17 protein-coding genes are annotated in these 17,414 nt (G+C 71.6%); 7 read left to right on the forward strand and 10 right to left on the reverse strand.

The window, feature by feature from the left end; genetic code table 11:
- Window positions 1-54 precede the first annotated feature (54 nt).
- The 5 genes from C2865_RS23625 (at window position 55) to C2865_RS40940 (ending at window position 6,442) form a co-directional block, all read left to right on the forward strand.
- Window positions 55-1,755 carry an ABC transporter ATP-binding protein/permease gene (locus tag C2865_RS23625; RefSeq protein WP_106400751.1) on the forward strand — a complete coding sequence of 567 codons (1,701 nt, stop codon included), beginning with the start codon at window positions 55-57 and terminating at the stop codon, window positions 1,753-1,755.
- The gene (locus tag C2865_RS23630) at window positions 1,752-3,476 is read left to right on the forward strand and encodes an ABC transporter ATP-binding protein (RefSeq protein ID WP_106400752.1); all 1,725 of its coding nucleotides are present in this window, start codon (window positions 1,752-1,754) and stop codon (window positions 3,474-3,476) included. Before C2865_RS23625 ends, C2865_RS23630 begins: the two co-directional genes overlap by 4 nt.
- A 152-nt stretch (window positions 3,477-3,628) precedes the next feature.
- Entirely contained in the window at window positions 3,629-4,852 is a 1,224-nt protein-coding gene (locus tag C2865_RS23635) for a sensor histidine kinase (protein WP_198653558.1), read from the forward strand.
- 151 nt (window positions 4,853-5,003) lie between these two features.
- Window positions 5,004-5,993 (forward strand): BtrH N-terminal domain-containing protein, encoded by a 990-nt coding sequence (locus C2865_RS23640; protein WP_106400754.1) that lies wholly within the window; start codon window positions 5,004-5,006, stop codon window positions 5,991-5,993.
- A 164-nt stretch (window positions 5,994-6,157) separates the two neighbouring features.
- Window positions 6,158-6,442, forward strand: coding sequence for a CPCC family cysteine-rich protein (locus C2865_RS40940; protein WP_269802748.1), 285 nt, complete (start codon window positions 6,158-6,160; stop codon window positions 6,440-6,442).
- A gap of 37 nt (window positions 6,443-6,479) precedes the next feature.
- On the opposite strand, the gene C2865_RS23650 is transcribed toward C2865_RS40940, so the two are convergent.
- The 5 genes from C2865_RS23650 to C2865_RS23670 form a co-directional block, all read right to left on the reverse strand.
- Window positions 6,480-7,097 carry a hypothetical protein gene (locus C2865_RS23650; RefSeq protein ID WP_106400755.1) on the reverse strand — a complete coding sequence of 206 codons (618 nt, stop codon included), beginning with the start codon at window positions 7,095-7,097 and terminating at the stop codon, window positions 6,480-6,482.
- Between the two features lie 49 nt (window positions 7,098-7,146).
- Window positions 7,147-7,857 carry a restriction endonuclease gene (locus C2865_RS23655; RefSeq protein ID WP_106400756.1) on the reverse strand — a complete coding sequence of 237 codons (711 nt, stop codon included), beginning with the start codon at window positions 7,855-7,857 and terminating at the stop codon, window positions 7,147-7,149.
- Between the two features lie 172 nt (window positions 7,858-8,029).
- A complete protein-coding gene (locus tag C2865_RS23660) occupies window positions 8,030-8,635 on the reverse strand; it encodes an energy-coupling factor transporter transmembrane component T family protein (protein ID WP_106400757.1) in 606 nt (201 codons plus the stop codon).
- Window positions 8,632-9,306 (reverse strand): energy-coupling factor ABC transporter ATP-binding protein, encoded by a 675-nt coding sequence (locus C2865_RS23665; RefSeq protein ID WP_106400758.1) that lies wholly within the window; start codon window positions 9,304-9,306, stop codon window positions 8,632-8,634. Before C2865_RS23665 ends, C2865_RS23660 begins: the two co-directional genes overlap by 4 nt.
- The gene (locus tag C2865_RS23670) at window positions 9,303-9,866 is read right to left on the reverse strand and encodes a biotin transporter BioY (protein ID WP_106400759.1); all 564 of its coding nucleotides are present in this window, start codon (window positions 9,864-9,866) and stop codon (window positions 9,303-9,305) included. The genes C2865_RS23665 and C2865_RS23670 overlap by 4 nt, the downstream gene beginning before the upstream one ends.
- A gap of 314 nt (window positions 9,867-10,180) precedes the next feature.
- On the opposite strand from C2865_RS23670, the gene C2865_RS23675 reads away from it, so the two are divergent.
- Window positions 10,181-11,359, forward strand: a complete 1,179-nt coding sequence (locus tag C2865_RS23675; protein WP_106400760.1) for a 3-ketosteroid-9-alpha-monooxygenase, oxygenase component — start codon at window positions 10,181-10,183, stop codon at window positions 11,357-11,359.
- Window positions 11,360-11,659: 300 nt separating this feature from the next.
- On the opposite strand, the gene C2865_RS23685 is transcribed toward C2865_RS23675, so the two are convergent.
- Window positions 11,660-12,226 (reverse strand): YciI family protein, encoded by a 567-nt coding sequence (locus tag C2865_RS23685; protein ID WP_106400762.1) that lies wholly within the window; start codon window positions 12,224-12,226, stop codon window positions 11,660-11,662.
- 325 nt (window positions 12,227-12,551) lie between these two features.
- Between C2865_RS23685 and C2865_RS23690 the strand changes: the two genes are divergently transcribed.
- Window positions 12,552-12,908, forward strand: a complete 357-nt coding sequence (locus tag C2865_RS23690) for a hypothetical protein (protein ID WP_106400763.1) — start codon at window positions 12,552-12,554, stop codon at window positions 12,906-12,908.
- A 138-nt stretch (window positions 12,909-13,046) separates the two neighbouring features.
- Here C2865_RS23690 and C2865_RS23695 read toward each other — a convergent pair whose 3' ends face one another.
- The 4 genes from C2865_RS23695 to C2865_RS23705 all read right to left on the reverse strand — a co-directional run bounded on the left by C2865_RS23695 (window position 13,047) and on the right by C2865_RS23705 (window position 17,086).
- Window positions 13,047-13,397, reverse strand: coding sequence for a hypothetical protein (locus C2865_RS23695; RefSeq protein ID WP_106400764.1), 351 nt, complete (start codon window positions 13,395-13,397; stop codon window positions 13,047-13,049).
- Between the two features lie 187 nt (window positions 13,398-13,584).
- On the reverse strand, window positions 13,585-15,324 hold the full coding sequence (locus C2865_RS23700) for a peptidoglycan D,D-transpeptidase FtsI family protein (RefSeq protein WP_106400765.1): 1,740 nt from the start codon (window positions 15,322-15,324) through the stop codon (window positions 13,585-13,587).
- A gap of 167 nt (window positions 15,325-15,491) precedes the next feature.
- Entirely contained in the window at window positions 15,492-15,617 is a 126-nt protein-coding gene (locus C2865_RS41520) for a hypothetical protein (RefSeq protein ID WP_269802739.1), read from the reverse strand.
- Window positions 15,618-15,853: 236 nt separating this feature from the next.
- Window positions 15,854-17,086 (reverse strand): oxygenase MpaB family protein, encoded by a 1,233-nt coding sequence (locus C2865_RS23705; RefSeq protein ID WP_106400766.1) that lies wholly within the window; start codon window positions 17,084-17,086, stop codon window positions 15,854-15,856.
- Between the last annotated feature and the right edge of the window lie 328 nt (window positions 17,087-17,414).

Below are 17,414 nucleotides of genomic sequence, written 5' to 3' on the forward strand. Positions count from 1 at the left end.
GAAGAGTGTTCAACTTCGCCGCGTTCGCCACGCCCCCGAGGCCGAGGAGCCACATTGATCGTCCACAGGCGCCTGCTGCAGCTCTCCGGAGCCGTCAGGGCCCCCATGGCCGTGTGCGCAGGACTGGGCCTCGCGGTCTCGGCCGCCCACGTCGGGCAGGCGCTCCTGCTCGCGGGCGCGCTGACCGCGCTGGCCCGCGGCGACCACGACACCGCCGTCACGCTTCTGGCCTGGGCGTTCGCCGTGATCGCGGGCCGGGCCGTGCTCCTGTGGGTGCGCGAGACCGCCACCGTCCGGGCGGGCGCCCTCATCCGGGCGCGGCTGCGCGACCGCCTCATCGAACGGCTCGGGCTGCTCGGCCCCGCCCATCTCACCGAGGCCCGCACCGGCTCGGTGCAGACCACCGTCGTGGACGGCGTCGAGGGCCTGGACGCCTACTTCAGCCGCTACCTGCCCCAGGTCGTCGTCACGTTCTGCGTTCCCGTGGCGCTCGTCGGCTGGCTGTTCACGGTGAACGCGGCGGCCGCGACGGTCCTCGCCGCGGCCGTCATCGGCGTGCTCGTGATCCCGCGGCTGTGGGACGTGACGCTGCTGCGCCGCGGCCGGACCCGCTGGACGGCCTTCGCCGACCTGGCCTCCGACTACCTCGAGGCCGTGCAGGGCGTCGCGACCCTGCGCGCGTTCGGCGCCTCCGGCCGTCTCGGGGCCCGGCTCGCCGCCCGCGCCCACGACCTGTACACCACCACGATGCGGCAGCTCAGGGTGTCGCTGATCGAGACCGGGGTCAGCGCCTTCCTCGTCCAGGCGGGCACCGTCGCCGCCGTCCTCGTCGCCGTCTCGGCCACCTCCCCCGACGCCTGGTCGGTGTTCGCCGTCCTCATGACCACCACCGAGTGCTTCCGCCCGGTCCGGCAGCTGTCGGAGTACTGGCACGCCGGCTACCTCGGCATCACCGCCGTCGACGGGCTCGAGGACCTGCTGTCGGCCGAGCCCGCCGTCGCCGACACCGGCACGAGGACCGCGTTCCCGGACCGTCCCGAGATCGTGTTCGACCGCGTCACGTTCACCTACCCGGGCGCGTCCGCCGAAGCCCTGCACGAAGTGACGTTCACCATCCAGGCGGGGGAGACCGTCGCGCTCATCGGACCTTCGGGAGCCGGCAAGAGCACCGTCGCCGCGCTCCTCCAACGGCACCACGACCCCGGCTCCGGGAGCATCACGGTCGACGGCTCCCCGCTCGCCGACTTCACCCTGAGCACCCTGCGCGCCGGGATCGCCGTGGTCGCCCAGGACACCTACCTCTTCCACGGAACGATCGCGGACAACCTGCGGCTGGCCCGCCCCGACGCGTCCGACGCCGACCTCGAGCGGGCCGCGCGGGACGCCGACGCGCACGCCTTCATCACCGGCCTCCCCGACGGGTACGCCACGGTCCTCGGCGAACGCGGCACGACCCTCTCGGGCGGGCAGCGCCAGCGCGTCGCCGTCGCCCGGGCCCTGCTCGCCGACGCGCCGGTCCTCCTCCTGGACGAGGCGACCTCGCACGTCGACGTCCACGGCGAACGGGCACTGGCCCGCCTCAAGAAGGGCCGCACCTGCCTGCTGATCGCCCACCGGCTCTCGACCGTCCGGGACGCCGACCGCATCGTCGTCCTCGAACGGGGACGGATCACCGAGACCGGCGACCATGCCGCCCTCACCGCCGCCGGCGGCTCCTACCACCGGCTCCTCGCGCTTCAGGAGACCCGCGCATGACCGCGTCCCCCATGCGGTGGCTGGCCCGCACGGTCGGCGAGCACCGCCGCGCCTTCGCCTCCACCCTCGTCTCGCACCTGCTCGGCCAGCTCGCCGCCCTCGGCATCGCCGTCACCGCGGCCTGGCTCGTCGGCCACACCGTCGCGGGGCGGCCGACGCCCCTGGGCGCGTTCGCCGGGATCCTCGCCGGGCTCGTCCTCGTCGCCACCCTGGCGTCCTGGTGGGAGACGTACGTCGCCCACGACCTCGCCTACCTCCTGCTCGCCGGGCTCCGCGGCAAGGTCTACGACGCCATCACCCGCACCAGCCCGTCCCGCCGGCTCGGCAGGCGCAGCGGGGACCTGTCCGCGACCGTGCTCTCCGACGTCGAGACCCTCGAGTGGCTCTTCGCGCACACCCTGGCCCAGTCCCTCACCGCAGGGGCCGTCCTCACCCTCGGCAGCGTGCTCGCCGCGCTCCTCGACCCCCGGCTCCTGATCGTGCCGCTGGCCGTCACCGCGTGCGTCCTGACCCTCCCGCTGTGGTCGCGGCGGACCTCGCGGCGGCACGGTGAGGAGCTGCGCGAGGCCACCGCGGAACTGACCGCCGACGTCATCGACACCGTGCAGGGGATGCGGGAGCTCACCGCGTTCGGCGCCCTGGGACGGCGCCGGGAGATGCTCACCGAACGCACCCGGCGCCTGGCCCGCGTCCAGGCGGCCAACGCCGGACGCGGCGGCCTGGAAGCAGCCCTCCTGGACCTGCTCGTCGCCGCCGCCGCGGCCGGGACGCTCCTGGTCGTCGCCGCGCTCGTCCGCTCCGGCGACCTCCCGCTCGCGCACGGTCCCGTCGCGATGGTCCTCGCCGCGGGCTCCCTGGGACCCGCCGTCCAGGTCGCCCTGCTGCTCAAGGAGTACGGCACGCTCCGCGCGGCGGCGGGCCGCGTCCACGGCCTCGTCACCGCGCCGGCCGAGACGCCCCCGCCCTCCGACGGCCCCGCACCCGCGCCCGCCCCGGACCTGGTCTTCGACGACGTGCACTTCCGGTACTCCGCCGACGGGCCGGAGGTCCTGCGCGGCGTGTCGTTCACGGTCCCGCACGGCAGGACCGTCGCCCTCGTCGGCCACTCGGGCGCGGGCAAGACCACCTGCGTCTCCCTGATGCTGCGCTTCTGGGATCCCGACCGCGGCCGCGTCCTCCTCGGCGGCACGCCCCTCGACCAGGTCGCCGACCTGCCCTCCCGCATCACCGTCGTCCCCCAGGACGTCCACCTCTTCGCCGGGACGATCGGCGACAACGTCCGCCTCGGCGCCCCGTCCGCCGATCCCGCCCCCGCCCTGGCCCGCGCGCAGCTGGCCCTCGACCCGGACACCGCGGCCGGGGAACGCGGCGCCATGCTCTCCGGCGGCCAGCGCGCCCGCGTCGCCATCGCCCGCGCCCTGGCCGTCGACGCCCCCGTCCTCATCCTCGACGAGGCCATCGCGAACCTGGACCCCGAGAACGAGGCACGGCTCGCCGACACCCTCCAGGCCGCCGCCCGCGACCGCGCCACCCTGGTGATCGCCCACCGCCTGTCCACCATCCGCCGCGCCGACCACGTCGTCGTCCTCCACGACGGCCGCGTCGCCGAACAGGGCGCCTTCGAGGACCTCGCCGCCGACCCCGAAGGCCACCTGTCCCGGCTCTTCCGGCTCCACCCGGCCGGGCGAGGTGAAGCGGACGGGGCACGGAACGGTCGATAGGTCCGGCGGCGCCGTGAGCACGGCCTGGGTGAGGAGCTCCACGGCCATATCGAGCCCGGGAGGAACCCCGGCGGGACGTCCCGATGCTCCGCGAGATCGTCATGGTGGTGCCGCGGGGATCGACGGGTAGGGATGTGGCAGGGGAGGCTGAGATGACGGAAATAGACCCGGCGGTGCTGTTCGACGCCGCACCGGCGCCCTTGGCGCTGGTCTCGCCGGACCTGGTCTTCGTCGCGGTCAACCAGGCCTATGAGAAGCTGCTGGACCGTTCGCGCCGGGAGATCATCGGCCGCGGTGTGTTCGAGGTGCTCCCCGGCGGTCCCACCGGCAAGGAGGCCCAGATGTTGCGGTACTCGCTGGAGCGGGTGCTGTCCGAAGGCGAGAGCGACCTCCTGCCGGTGCACCGCTACGACGTGGAACTCCCCGGAAGGCCGGGCGAGTTCGAGGAGCGGTACTGGAACGTCACGACCGCTCCGCTGCTGGATGAGACGGGCGCGGTCATCGGGGCCTTCCTCCAACCCCAGGAGGTGACGGCCTTCGTTCAGCACCGGCAGCAGGAAGCTCCGCCCGTCCGCGCCGCTCTGTCCTTGCCGTACGTGGAGGCCATCGAGGCCCACCTGCTCGCCCAGACCGACCAGCTGTGCGAGATCAACCAGCAGTTGCGCCAAGCTCACATCCAGGAACGGCAGGCCACCGAGGCGCTGCGCAAAGCGGTGCAGCAGCAGCGCGAGGCGCTCGCCGACGCCTCCCACGACCTGCGCGGACCGCTCACCGGTTTGCTGATGCGTCTGCAGGACGCCCTGGACGATCCGGAGGCGGACCCCCGCGAAGTCCTGCAAGCCGCTCTGCAGGATGCCGAGCGGCTCGGTGACATCGTCGGTGACCTGCTGGAACTGGCCCGCCTGGAGGCCGGTGCGCCCACCGAGACCGAGTCGGTCAACCTCTCACGCCTGGTGGCGGGCGAACTGCTCCGCCGTTCCCCCAAAGCCGCCGTCACCACCCACCTGGACCCGGGCGTCATCGTGGAGGGCTCCCCGCTGCGGCTGGCCCGGTTGGTGACCAACCTGCTGGCCAACGCCGAGCGCCATGCCCGCTCCCGCCTGGAGACGAAGGTCAGCACCTCCGCCGGCCAGGCGGTCCTGGAAGTCATCGACGACGGCCCCGGCATCCCCGACGCCGACAAGGAAGCGGTCTTCCGCCGCTTCTACCGCCGCGCCGACGCCCGCCGCAGCGATCCCGGCGGGACCGGCCTCGGCCTGGCCATCGCCCGCCAGATCGCCCAGCTTCACGGCGGCACCCTGCGCGCAGCCGACCGCACCGACCACAGACCCGGCGCCCGCCTCATCCTGAGCCTGCCCCTGCGCCGCTCCGGATGACGGCCTGGCCGCCGGAGTGCCGTGGGTCGCGTGATCGACCGGAGAAGTACGTGACGCGTCCTCGCCGTCCCCGCGGTGGACTCTCCCACGGTGGGAGGGTCCACGATGGCGGTGCAGGACGAACCCCCATCCCCGTCGAGGAGAACACGGCATGACCATGGTGGAAGGCATCGACGCCCGTGGAGCGCGGCACTGCGAGACCACGGCGCTGGGGGTGCTTCTGCGGCACGAAGGCCTCGACCTGTCCGAGCCCATGCTCTTCGGCCTCGGATCCGGCCTGTCCTTCATCTACTGGGACGCCAAGAACATGGACTTCCCCTTCCTCGGCGGACGGGTCAAGCCTTTCGAGCTCACCAGGAACCTGGCCGCCCGGCTCGGCCTGGAGCTGCTGGTCCGGGAGACCTCCTCGCCCCGCAGGGCCTGGGAGAACGTGACGGCCCCCATCGACGCCGGCCGCCCGGTCGGCCTGCAGCTCGACAGCCACCACCTGGACTACTTCACCTCGAAGGCGCACTTCGGCGGCCACGTCGTGGCCATGTACGGCTACGACGAACACACCGCCTACCTGGTGGACACCGACCAGCAGGGCGGAGCGGTGACCACCGGCCTGCCCGGCCTCGCACGGGCCAGGGCCGAACGCGGCCCGATGACCGCCAGGCACCGCTCCTTCACCCTCACCGTTCCGGAGAACGCGCCCTCCCCGCAGAGCCGGATCATCCCCGCCCTCACCGCCTGCGCCGCCGCCTTCCTCGACCCGCCCATCGCCAACCTCGGCCACCGGGGCATCGAGAAGGCGGCCAGGCTGGTGCGCACCTGGCTCCAACGCACCGACGACCCGCAGCACGACCTGCCGCAGGCCGCCCTCCTGATGGAGAAGGCCGGCACCGGCGGCGCCCTGTTCCGCAACCTCTACCGGGACTTCCTCGCCGAATGCACCGAGTCCGTCGACAGCGTCCACCTGCGCACCGCCCACACGCTGTACGCCGAAGCCGCCACCCTGTGGACGGAGACGGCGACACTGATCAATAAAGCAGGCGAATCACTCGACACCCGGCCCCTCGACCAGGCAGGCACGCTCCTCGGCGACCTCTCCCGCCTGGAACGCGAAGCCATGCGGGCACTGAGCCGCCTGGAGGAGTGAGACACCGAACGCGCGAGCCCCGGACCACGGCCGGGCGCGGTGGCGATCGGTCGGGGATCTGCAGAAGGTCCGGGTTGTATGGTCGGCGCGTGGATGATCCGGAGGAGCCTGCCCCGCGTGTCCGCCGGTCCGAGCGGCACGACGACCACACGATCAACGTCAATGTGCGGTCGCCGGAACGGGACCGGCCGTACCCGTGTCCCTGCTGCGGCTATCTGACTTTGCACGCCAGAGGCATGTACGAGATCTGTCCCGTCTGTTCCTGGGAGGACGACGGGCAGGACGTCCATGACGCCCACGTGGTCCGAGGCGGCCCCAACGGGAACCTTAGCCTCGCCCGGGCCCGGCTCAACTTCGCCGCCTTCGGCGCCAAACGGATGCGCGACCTCCCGCACGTCCGCGATCCGCACCCGCACGAACATCCGCTGGACGAACGACACGGACCGTAACACCCGACCGTCACGCCGCTCTGGTGAAAGGCGGGGTTCAGCTGTCGAACCAGACCACGAGGCGCACGCCGTCAGGTCCGGCTCGTTCGGCCAGCGACTGCATCTTCCGCCAGACGGGCTGCCAGTTTCCGTCGGCGGGTACCGCGTCACGGCGCCGCAGTACCTCCGCGCGGAAGACGAGGTCGTCGATGGCGAATTCCTGACCGGCCTCCCAGCGGACCCGGCCGTCCAGGAAGTCCTCGCGCGGGATACCGGTCGCCTCGGTGAGCTTCGGCGCCCAGGTGCACTTCCCCACGTAGGCCAGAGCACCGTCGGCCTGCCGCTGGTACTCATGGAGCCGCAGGTCGGGGGTCTCCGCGGGTTCGTCCCAGTCCACCGCCGCCACTTCGGCCCAGCTGATCCAGGTCGCATCGTGATGCGGCCACGCTTCGGCCGCCTCCCGCGCTGTCGGGGACAGGTCCTCGGGCAGCCCTCGCCCGGCCGCCAGCGGCCGGAAGCCCGCATGGTTCCGTACTCCGAACAGGCACCCGAACGCGTCGTAGTCCCGGACGTCGTAGAGCTGATCGAGTTCGACGGCTGCCTGCCAGACATGCCTTTCGGTCGGCGGCACCACCGGTTCTCGATACTCGACGAAGCCGCTGATATCGGTTCCCATATCGGGATCGTCGCAGGGCCCGGGAAGCCCGCGGTACCGGTTTTCCCCGTCAGCCGGCGGTTTCGTAGCGGGCGCCGGGTTCGATGTCCAGGACGTCGTGCAGGTGGACGCCGTCGGTGGCCCAGCGGATGAGGGCGGGTTTGTCGATGAGGTGGATACCGGCCTTGCCGGAGAAGGTGCGGGCGTCGCGGGTGTAGTCGCTGGTCGTGACGACGAGTTTGAGACGGGCCTGGTAGATGGGCCAGGCCGCTCCGGCGACCTTCTGGACGTCGTGGGAGTTCACCCGTTTGTTCGGTCCGTAGTGTTTGACCTGGACCATCCACCGTTCGTCCAGGGCTGGGTCGCGGCCGACGACGTCGCCGGAGAAGTCGCCCGCGCGGCCGGTGTGCTCGGCCTCGATGCCGTCGCGGCGGAGGAGGTGCATGACGGCGAGTTCGAAGTCCCGCCAGTGCATCCCTTCCATCTCGGCGAACGTCAGGCTGTAGGAGGCGATCCGCTCGCGGCGCTCCTGCTCGGCCGCCCACAACGCGCGCCAGTACCGGTCGGCGGCGAACGCGGCCACCGCCAGCACGGGCAGCGACACGTGCCAGTGCTCGACCGACAGCCTCCAGCAGAGGCGCAGCAGCCAGACCAGGGCCAGCAGGCCGATCGCCCAGGCGGCCCACCCCTCGGCGCCGCGCGGCCGGGGCGGCGGCCGGAACCACCACGGCACCCACCACGGACGCCGGCCGTCCCCGTCCTCGAACCGACCGCCACCCATGGACACCTCCTGATCCGCACAACGCTCCGCGACGGGACCGTGACCAGGATGAAAACACGCCGTACCGACAGAATCCGCCGAATGGGCAGGCGAGTAAGGAAGATGTCCACCAACCGCCAGGGCGGCATCCCTGCCCCGTACGGACGCCTCGTTGTCCGCCCGGTCGATCTGGTCACGGCCGGTCGTCGTCGCCCCTGACGGCCAGGGCCTGGCCCAGTTCGTCGGAGTGGCGCAGGGTGCGGATCAGGAACGGGACCACGAGCGCCTTCACGGAGAAGGCCGCGTTCCGGGCGATGGCCGCCTGGCGGACTTCGGCGGCGATCGTGGTGAGGGCGGCGATCGCCTGGAGGGTGAGGCCGACCGTGAGGCCCACGCGGTCCGGCCGGACGCCGAAGCGCCGCAGCGGCCTCAGGGCGTTCTCGACGGTGTCGACGACGGCGTCGACCCGCGTGGTGACCGTGAAGAGCTCGGCGGCGGAGAACGCGGCGACCAGGCGAAGGCAGATGGTGAGGGCGGCTGCGGGCCCGAGGAGGAGCCCCTGGATCGTGAAGACGAAGGCGACGAGCAGCGTGAGGGTGACGGCCAGGCGGAGGCAGCGGCGGGGCGTGACCCGCGCCGACGCGTAGCCGAGGGCGATCACCGCGCAGACCCCGCCGAGGAGGAAGGGGGAGTGCAGGACCAGGACCGTCGCGGCGAGGGCCAGCAGGACGAGCAGCTTCACGCCCGCGGGCGCGCGGTGCAGCGGGCTGGTGCCGGGCTCGTACCAGCCGCCGGTCATCCGGCCAGGTCCCGGTAGTGGTGGAGCGCGGGTCCGGGCGCGTCGTCGGCGACGACGCGCCCGGCGTCGAGGACGATGACGCGGTCGAAGCCGGCGAGGAGGTCGAGGTCGTGGGTGACCATGACGATCTGCTGGTCCAGGGTGTGCAGAAGTTCCACGAACCGGCGCTTGTTGCGCAGGTCGAGCAGCGTGGTCGGCTCGTCGCAGACCAGGACGGCGGGCTCCAGGACGAGCGTCGAGCAGAGGGCGAGGAGCTGCTTCTGGCCGTCGGAGAGAAGGTGGGCGGGATGGTCGGCGTATCCGCCCAGCCCGTACTCGGCCAGGACCTCGATGGAGCGTTCCGCTCGCTCCCTCTTGGACATGCCGCTGCGGCGGAGGGAGAACGCGACGTCCTCACCCGCCGTCGGCATGACGATCTGGCTGTCCGGATTGGCGAACACGAAGCCGACCCGCCGCCGTACGGCACGGCCGTCGCGGGCCGGGTCGAGCCCGTCGACGAGCACCCGGCCCGCCGTCGGCCGGATCAGCCCGTTGATCGTGCGGGCCAGGGTGGACTTGCCGGAGCCGTTGGAGCCCACGAAGGCCACGCGCCGCTCCGTGACGCGGAGGTCGACCCGGTCGAGCACGACCCGGTCCCCGTACCGGTGCCCGACGCCCTCGAACTCGATCATGTGGCGGCGCCCGCCATCCGGTTCGGCAGCGCGCGGTGCACCGTGGCGGCGACGACGGCGGCGCCCGCTACCTTGATCGCGTCGCCCGGCACGTAGACCAGGGACTGCACGGCCGCCGACCACAGGTCCTCGGTGTACAGGCCGAGGAAGGGCACGCCGACCAGGTAGTCGGCGGCCGCTCCGGCCACGCCGGCCAGCAGCAGCACCGGCAGGGTCCTGCGCTTCAGGCGCGCGACGACGAGCCCGGCGACCAGCGCGGACAGCAGCCAGCCCAGGAGGAAGCCGCCGCCGGGCCCGAAGAACGGGGCGATCCCGCCGCGTCCCCCCGACAGCAGGGGCAGCCCGATGGCGGTCAGTGCCAGGAACAGGGCGGTGGCCGCGGTTCCCCGGCGCGCGCCCAGCAGGCACGCCGCCAGGATCGGCCCGACGTTCTGCAGGACGATGGGGACGCCGGAGCTGCCGGCGTTGATGCCGGGGAAGAGGCCCAGCACCGCGATGAACGCGGCGAAGACGACCGTCGTGGCGAGGTCGGCGGGGGAGAGGGAACGCGAATCTGACAAGCTGCACTTCCCCGACTGGGCGATTTCTTCCGGCTCAGGAAATTTACGCGAACCGGATCGCCCACCCGCCGCCGCCCTCCCCGCTCGGCCCGGGCGCGCAGTTCGGGCCGAGCGGGTGCATGGGGGTCAGGAGGCCGGCGCGTTGGTGGTGATGTGGTCGGTGCCGTTCCACTGGTTGCGGCCGTAGGCGTAGAGGCGGTCGCCGCCGGAGAGTCACAAACATAGGGATGTGGCCGATCTCGGACAGGTCACCCGGCGATCTTCCGTGTATGAGGGGACTGACACGATTTTCCACTCCGACCGGAGGGACCCGGATGAGCGCAACCCACGCCGAAGGAGAGACCGAGGTCCGCGTGATCGAGGCGGCGGCGCCTCCCGCGCGTTACGCGCGGGGGTGGCACTGCCTCGGCCTGATCGAGCATTTCAACGACGGCGAGCCGCATGCGGTGGAGGCGTTCGGCACCAAGCTGGTGGTGTTCGCCGACAGCAACGGCAGGCTGAACATCCTCGACGCCTACTGTCGGCACATGGGCGGGGATCTCACCCAGGGTCGGGTGAAGGGCGACGCGGTCGCGTGCCCGTTCCATGACTGGCGCTGGGGCGGTGACGGCCGGTGCGCCGGCATCCCTTATGCGCGGCGTGTGCCGCTGCGGGCGCGGACGAAGTCGTGGCCGGTGCTGGAGCGCAACGGCCAGCTCTACGTCTGGCACGATCCACAAGGCAACCCGCCTCCGCCGGAGGTGACGATCCCGGTGATCGAGGAGTACGGCTCACCGGAATGGACGTCGTTCACGTGGAACCGGATGCTGATCGAGGGGTCGCACTGCCGGGAGATCGTCGACAACGTCGTGGACATGGCGCACTTCTTCTACATCCACTACTCGTTCCCGACGTTCTTCAGGAACGTCTTCGAGGGTCATGTCGCCTGGCAGTACATGAACGGCCAGTCCCGGCCCGACGTGGACCTGGGCACCAACTACACCGGCGAGGCGACGCGCAACGTGTCCGAGGCCGCCTACTATGGCCCGTCCTACATGATCAACCCGATGAAGACGATCGGGGGCGGGCTCACGATCGAGACGGTCCTCATCAACTGCCACTACCCGGTGTCGCCGACCAGCTTCGTGCTCCAGTGGGGCGTGATGGTCAAGAAGATCGACGGCATGGGCGAGCAGGACGCCGAGCAGTTCGCGCTCGCCTTCGCCTCGGGTGTGGAGACGGGTTTCCTGCAGGACGTGGAGATCTGGAAGAACAAGGCCAAGATCGACAATCCGCTGCTGTGCGAGGAGGACGGCCCGGTCTACCAGCTGCGCCGCTGGTACGAGCAGTTCTACGTCGACGTCGAGGACGTCACTCCCGAGATGACCAACCGGTTCGAGTTCGAGATCGACACCGCGCAGGCCCGGGAGTTCTGGCAGAAGGAGGTCGAGGAGAACCTCGCCGCCGGCCGGGTCGTCGGCGACGTCGACCTCGAGGCGCCGATCCGCGCCTGACGTCGGAGGCCTCCCGGCCACCGGGAGGCCTCCCCGACTCCTCAGCGGTGATCGAGTTCGGCGACGGCGACCTTCCCGGACTCCTCGCCTCGGCGCAGCACCAGCTCCGGGGCTTCCTCCGGCTCGTCCGCGAGTGGACCGACCGGCATGCTCCCGGGCTGTCCCTTCCGCTGCCGGCGGCGCTCGACACGCATCTGAAGATCAACCCGCCTCTCGAGCTCTCTGAACCGGACCCGGTCTCCGGGACACCGCGAGCTCCCGAAACCGCCTCCCCATCGCGGTGGTGAGCGGTGCCGTCCATCAGGGCGCCGGGCGGCCGCCGGGCGCCCAGCGGTGGACGTCGATCGAGCCGTAGCGGCCGTCCGTCAGGATCGAGCGGGCGGCATCGGGGGAGGAGGCGCGCAGGAGGACGGCCGTGCCGAGCCAGGCGGCGCCGTCGTCGGACAGCAGCGGGCCGTAGGCGATCAGCGGGGACGGGTCGCGGGGAAGGCCGAGGTCGGCGGGCTCGCCGGAACCCAGGCCGATGACCAGGTAGCCGTCCTCGACCTCCAGGTAGCCTTCCGCGTCCCGCCTCATCGGGTGCTCCCACATCGTCCGTCCCAGCGTGTTCCGCCAGCGCCGCAACAGCACGTCCCGGTAGACACCGGCCTGGTGACCCGGCTCGTCGAACGCGAACGCCCGCGCCGCCACCGCGTCCGGCAGCCCGAGAACGTGCACGCTCCCGGTCGGCCCCTCCTCGGTGTAGGTGGGCCCCCGGGCGATCATCGTCTCCGCGAACCCGTCCATGTACGCCCAGTGCCGCTCTCCCAATCGCCTGCGCAATTCCAGCGACCCCGACCGATCCCGGTGATAGCAGAAGAACTCCATGTCTCAGTCATAGCGGACTTCACACCGTCAGACGCCCGCCCCACCCGCCCCACCCGCGCCACCGAAGAGGCCGGAGAACACTCGACCCGGCCGCAGGCCGCCCTGTCCTACGTTCATCGGTCCCGCCCTCACCTCCTCATGTTCCGGGCGGTCGGCGTCCCATGCCTTCTCTCGCCCCTGGGACGCTCCGCGATCGGCAGGGCGGTGGTCGTCCTCCTCGCGGTGACCGTGGCTCTCACGGCGGTGTGTTTCGGGGTGAGCGACCTTGCTTTCTGCTGGTGGCGGGCGCGAGACTGGCCATCCCTGCTCGCCGGTCAAGGATCGTATGGTCGCCACTGCTCCTTCCGGGACGCGTCCGCGGAACCGCCTTGCCCGGCTGGGTCTGGCCACGGTGTTCTGGGCGCTCCTCTGGATTCCCGCCGGCGTTTTGAGCACGGTCGTCAAGAGGACGATCGAGCCTGCCCGCCTCTTCCCGGACAGCTACCTGATCAGCGACTCGATCACGGGGCTGCCCTACCTGCTGCCCGTCGTGGCGCTGGCCGTCGTCCTCCCGTCGATCGCCTACCGGCGCCGCGACGCCTTCTTCTTCCTGATCCCGTTCTGGAACATCGCGTTCTCAGGGGTGGTGTGCTGGCGGCTGGCCGGGTTGCCTCACGTCGACTGGCCTCTTCGCAGGGCTTGAGCGCAAGCCGAGGCGGTGCTCCCCGGTCGTACCGGTGTCCGGCCCCGGGCGCATGATGGCTGCGGCCGAGTGACGTCACGGGCGCACCGCGCCGCCGGGTCGGTCGCCGGTGGCGCGGTGCGTTCACGGGGTGGGGTGTCAGGGCGTCTCGCGGAGCTCGACGTCGCCGCCCATGGTGACGCCGATGCAGGTGAGGGTCACGGAGGTGTGCGGGCCCGCGTCGACCCACTGGCTGTACTTCGTGCTGAGGACCGGGAAGCCGTGGCTGCTGTTCAGGCATTTCATCATGCCCCGGTACTGGCCGGTCCCCGAGGCGCAGTTCCTCGTCACGACGGTCCGCAGCGTGCCGTTGGGGGTGCGGCTGCGTTCCACCTGCGCGGTGCAGTCGGCGGGGAGGGCGAAGGCGGGGGAGGCGGCCCCGATCACGGTGACCGGGAGGGCGAGGGCTGCGGCCGCGAGCATCACGGCGGCCTTGACGCGAAAGCGCATGGTCGGTCTCCTTCTCAGCCGCCTCGAACGGCCCGGCGGGCCGTATCGCGGTTCCGGGCGGCTTCGCCATGGTCGGCCGGACCGTGTCCCTGCCGCCTGAGCCGGGTGTCCCTTTCCAGGTCCCTGAAAATCACGCCGTGTCCCGGGTCACGGCCTTGGCCACGCGATCGTCCGCGGGCCTCCGGGTTCAGTCGGCCGTCAGTTTCATGATGGGAGCGGGGGTTCCCGTCGGGGGGACCTTCAGGGTCCTGAGGGAGAAGTTCAGGAGTTCCCTGAACACCGGTGCGGCCACGGTGCCGCCGTAGTAGCCCTTTCGGGGGTTCTGCAGCACGATCTGGACGACGACCTTCGGGTCGTCGGCGGGGGCGAATCCGGCGAACATGCCGGTGTAGCCGGCATAGCCGCCGCGGGTGCCGTCCTTGTTCTTCTTCTCGGGGTCGTAGCGGTTGGCGGTGCCGGTCTTGCCCGCCACCCGGTACCCGCCGAGCCGGGCGGCCTTGGCGGTGCCCTGGTTGACGACCGCCTCCATCATCGTGGTGAGCCGGCGGGCGGTGTCCGGGGCGACCACCCGACGGCTCGCCGGCGCCGCGGCGGGGACGAACCCACCCCGGCTGTCGTAGGTGCCCGCGATCACCGAGGGCGTCACCCGTACGCCGCCGTTGGCGATCGTCGCGTAGACGCCGGCCATCTGGAGCGAGCTGACCGAGATGGCCTGCCCGAAGGAGATCGGGTAGCGGTCGGTGCCGTTCCAGTCCTGGGGTTCCTTGAGCCGGCCCGCGGTCTCGCCGGGCAGGTTCACCCCGGTCGGCTCGGCGAACCCGAACGCCCGCAGGTAGCCGTGGAGGTCCTTGTCGGACAGCGGCTCGCCGGCGAGGATCGTGCCGACGTTGCTGGACCTGGCGATGATGCCCGCGAAGGTCAGCCGTTCGGTCCCGTGGAACTCCGAGTCGTGGAACTCCCGGTCCGCGCGGCGGATCCGGTAGGGCACGGTGAACGGCTGCTCGGGCGTGACCAGGCCCTTGTCCAGCAGCGCCGCCGCCGTGACGATCTTTCCGGTCGAGCCGGGTTCGAACGGCGCCTGCACGACCGGGTTGGCCAGCGCGGCCGGGTCGGCCTCGGCGTAGTGGTTGGGGTCGTAGGTCGGGGCGGAGGCCATGGCCAGCAGCCGCTGGCCGGGGGTCATGACCACGGCGGTGCCCCAGTCGGCCGCGTGGTCCTCGACCGCCGCGGCGATCAGGTCCTCGGCCTTCCACTGGACGTCCTGGTCGATCGTGAGCCTGAGGCCCTGGCCGGCGACAGGTTTCTTGATCCGGCCGCCGCCCATCGGGATGCGCTGGCCGCCCCCGCCGCGCTCGACCCGCTGCCAGCCGTCGGTGCCCCTGAGCAGCTTGTCGTACTGGAACTCCAGGCCTTCGCCGCCCACGCCGTCGGCGTTGACGAACCCGATGAGGTTGGAGGCGACCGCGTCGGCGGGATAGACACGGCGGGACTGGGGGACGGCGCCGATGCCGCGGAAGCCCAGGGAGGCGACCAGCTCCGCCCGCTGCGCGGGCACCCGGTGGGCCAGTTCGACGTACTGCGTGTCCGGCGCGGACAGGCCGGCGAGGACCTTGCCGGGGTCGAGGCCGAGGGCGTCGGCGAGCCGGCCGGCGATCTCCTCGCGGCGGGACGGCTTGATCTGGGTGGGGTCGGCGAAGATGCCGAAGGCGTCCTGGGTCATGGCCAGCGGTGCGCCGTTGACGTCGGTGATGGTCCCGCGCTCGGCGAGCAGGCCGATCTCGTCCATGCGCTGGGCGAGCGCCCGCGCGGCGTACTCCTCGGACTTGACGCCCTGGATCTGCACGAGACGCCCGGTGAACAGCGACAGGACGAACGCGACGATCAGCAGGCTCACGTTGAGCCGCTTCATCGGGTCCGTCAACCGCATCGGCGGACGGCGGCGGCGGGGCGGCGGCCGGCGGGGGACGCTCGGCCGAGGCGGCCTGCCGGAGCTTCGCGGCGAGCCGCCCGGGCCCGGCCTGCGCGGCGGGGCCCCGCCCGCCCGGCGGCGGGCCGGCTCGGCGCTCGGGGCGCCGCGCCGGCCGGGCGGCCGCGTCACGGCCGGACCCGGGCGGCCGTCCCGGTCCGGCCGGGCATGCCGTCGCGCAGGACGAACGGGGCCGCCCCGCCGGCCGTGACGGCCTCGGGCACCCGCCCGGCGGGGCGGCGCCCGGACAACACCTTCTTGCCTTCAGCCCCGTACGCAGACCGAAGCTCCCATATCCGCACGACACTCATCATGATCCGTAAGGGCGTTTCCGGATGGGCGACTCGCCCGAGAATCTAACGGAAAGGGTCCTGCCGGATCGTGCCATGCGACGGGGATCGGTGGTTCCCGCCCCGGACCGGCGTCAGACGGGACGGCGGCCGAACCCGGGGAGGGGTTTCGGCCGCCGTCCCGCTCGCCGGGACGAAGGTCAGTTCGGGTAGTTCGGGTTGTTCATCTCGGGGATCTCGATGCTGATCGGGAACTTCGCCCCGGACAGCACGAGCAGGACGCCCAGGCGGAGGATCTCGTCGAAGAGCCAGTAGAACTTCTGCACCGGCCCCGGCGCCTTCTCCAGGGAGAGCAGCCCCTCGCGCACGGCGATGAACGGCTCCCACGCGGTCTCCAGGATGCCGGACCAGAACGGCGTCTCGCGGATCTTCAGCCAGCCGGCGACCTCGTCGCCCAGGGTGTAGCGCGTCAGCGCCGACAGCACCGGCGCGCTCACGTGGCCGCCGTCGACGAACTCGGCCAGGTTCAGCAGGGTGTCGGCGAGCTTGACGCCCTCGGGGGTGGGTCCCAGGATCGGCGTGAGGACCTGCGCGGCCTGGGCGTTCGCCTCGTCCCACGAGGCGGGGATGTACTCGTCCTTGATGCCGAGCATGTGCGCGGTGAGCTGCCAGGAGTGCAGGAACCCGTCGGACTCCGCCGCGGCGATGGGGACCTTCCACTGGTTCAGCTGCTGCATCACCGTCGTGGGCAGGCTGTGCCAGGTGACCATCATGTCCGCCTGGCTGATCGGGATCGCCTCGTCGGCGACCTTGTCCCAGTGCGGCGACTTGGGCAGCAGGTGCCGCACGCCCGCGTGGGCCAGGCGCGTCTTGACGCACGTCACGATCATCTCGCCGTCGGGGGCGAAGGCGTTCTTCGTGCCGACGTCGTAGCCCAGCTTCGCGGTCTTGGTGATGCGGTCGCGCATGTCCGCGCCGCCCTTGGAGTAGTAGACCGCCCGCGCCTCCCTGGGGATGACGGTGCTCATCATCCCGCTGACGAACCCGTAGGTGACGCCCAGGTACAGGCCGCGCTTCTCGTTGAAGTTCACCGCCGCGGCGAGCTTGCCCTGGTCCGTCCACGACGGCAGCTGCCGGGCCTTCTCCATGAAGGCCTTCAGGTCCGCGGGCAGCCCGGCCGGCAGCGCCTGGCCGTTCTTGGTCCACGTCTTCAGAAGCTCGTTGACCTTGGACGTCTCGCCCCGGTCGATCACGGCGGCGACCACCGGGTCGGCCTCCGCGTCCCACACGCCCTTCGGGTCCAGGCCCGCGCCCTCGCCGACGACCGAGCCCTTGGGGGACCACGACCACGCCGGCGACGCCGCGCCGATCGCGCCGAGCGCGCCCAGCGCCCCGCCCATCTGCAGGATGTTCCTTCTGCTGGGTTCTGCCATCTTTCATTCCTCCTCGACGAGCAAAGACCGATTGATACGGTGAAACATGGTCTGCATCTCCGTATCATGGACGGTGAATCCAATAAGAGCACACGTCGAAGATCACGACAAGACCCCGGCACCGGCGGGTGCTACGGAAACCGCCTTCGCGGAGAGGGGCGTGGAGTCCGGCTGCCGTTCACCGCGGCCGGAAACACCAGGTCAGGCAGGGGAGGCCGTGGAAAAGAACCGATGCCGCGACCCGTGGCCGCCGTTCGGTATCAGTGAGATCTCGAGGCGGGACGGCCCGCTCAGGGGCGGGGGAGAGCACAGGGCCGCGGCCTGCGGC

The organism is Actinocorallia populi (genome assembly GCF_002995495.1).
In the GTDB taxonomy this organism is placed as follows: domain Bacteria; phylum Actinomycetota; class Actinomycetes; order Streptosporangiales; family Streptosporangiaceae; genus Actinocorallia; species Actinocorallia populi.

Excerpts from the sequence above, each read along its gene's own strand:
- C2865_RS23690 (WP_106400763.1), top strand. The coding sequence starts at position 12,552 with ATGGTCGCCACTGCTCCTTCCGGGACGCGTCCGCGGAACCGCCTTGCC.
- C2865_RS23650 (WP_106400755.1), bottom strand. The coding sequence starts at position 7,097 with ATGGGAACCGATATCAGCGGCTTCGTCGAGTATCGAGAACCGGTGGTG.
- C2865_RS23655 (WP_106400756.1), bottom strand. The coding sequence starts at position 7,857 with ATGGGTGGCGGTCGGTTCGAGGACGGGGACGGCCGGCGTCCGTGGTGG.
- C2865_RS23705 (WP_106400766.1), bottom strand. The coding sequence starts at position 17,086 with ATGGCAGAACCCAGCAGAAGGAACATCCTGCAGATGGGCGGGGCGCTG.
- C2865_RS23630 (WP_106400752.1), top strand. The coding sequence starts at position 1,752 with ATGACCGCGTCCCCCATGCGGTGGCTGGCCCGCACGGTCGGCGAGCAC.
- C2865_RS23640 (WP_106400754.1), top strand. The coding sequence starts at position 5,004 with ATGACCATGGTGGAAGGCATCGACGCCCGTGGAGCGCGGCACTGCGAG.
- C2865_RS23635 (WP_198653558.1), top strand. The coding sequence starts at position 3,629 with ATGACGGAAATAGACCCGGCGGTGCTGTTCGACGCCGCACCGGCGCCC.
- C2865_RS23685 (WP_106400762.1), bottom strand. The coding sequence starts at position 12,226 with ATGGAGTTCTTCTGCTATCACCGGGATCGGTCGGGGTCGCTGGAATTG.
- C2865_RS23665 (WP_106400758.1), bottom strand. The coding sequence starts at position 9,306 with ATGATCGAGTTCGAGGGCGTCGGGCACCGGTACGGGGACCGGGTCGTG.
- C2865_RS23695 (WP_106400764.1), bottom strand. The coding sequence starts at position 13,397 with ATGCGCTTTCGCGTCAAGGCCGCCGTGATGCTCGCGGCCGCAGCCCTC.
- C2865_RS23675 (WP_106400760.1), top strand. The coding sequence starts at position 10,181 with ATGAGCGCAACCCACGCCGAAGGAGAGACCGAGGTCCGCGTGATCGAG.
- C2865_RS23660 (WP_106400757.1), bottom strand. The coding sequence starts at position 8,635 with ATGACCGGCGGCTGGTACGAGCCCGGCACCAGCCCGCTGCACCGCGCG.
- C2865_RS23700 (WP_106400765.1), bottom strand. The coding sequence starts at position 15,324 with ATGCGGTTGACGGACCCGATGAAGCGGCTCAACGTGAGCCTGCTGATC.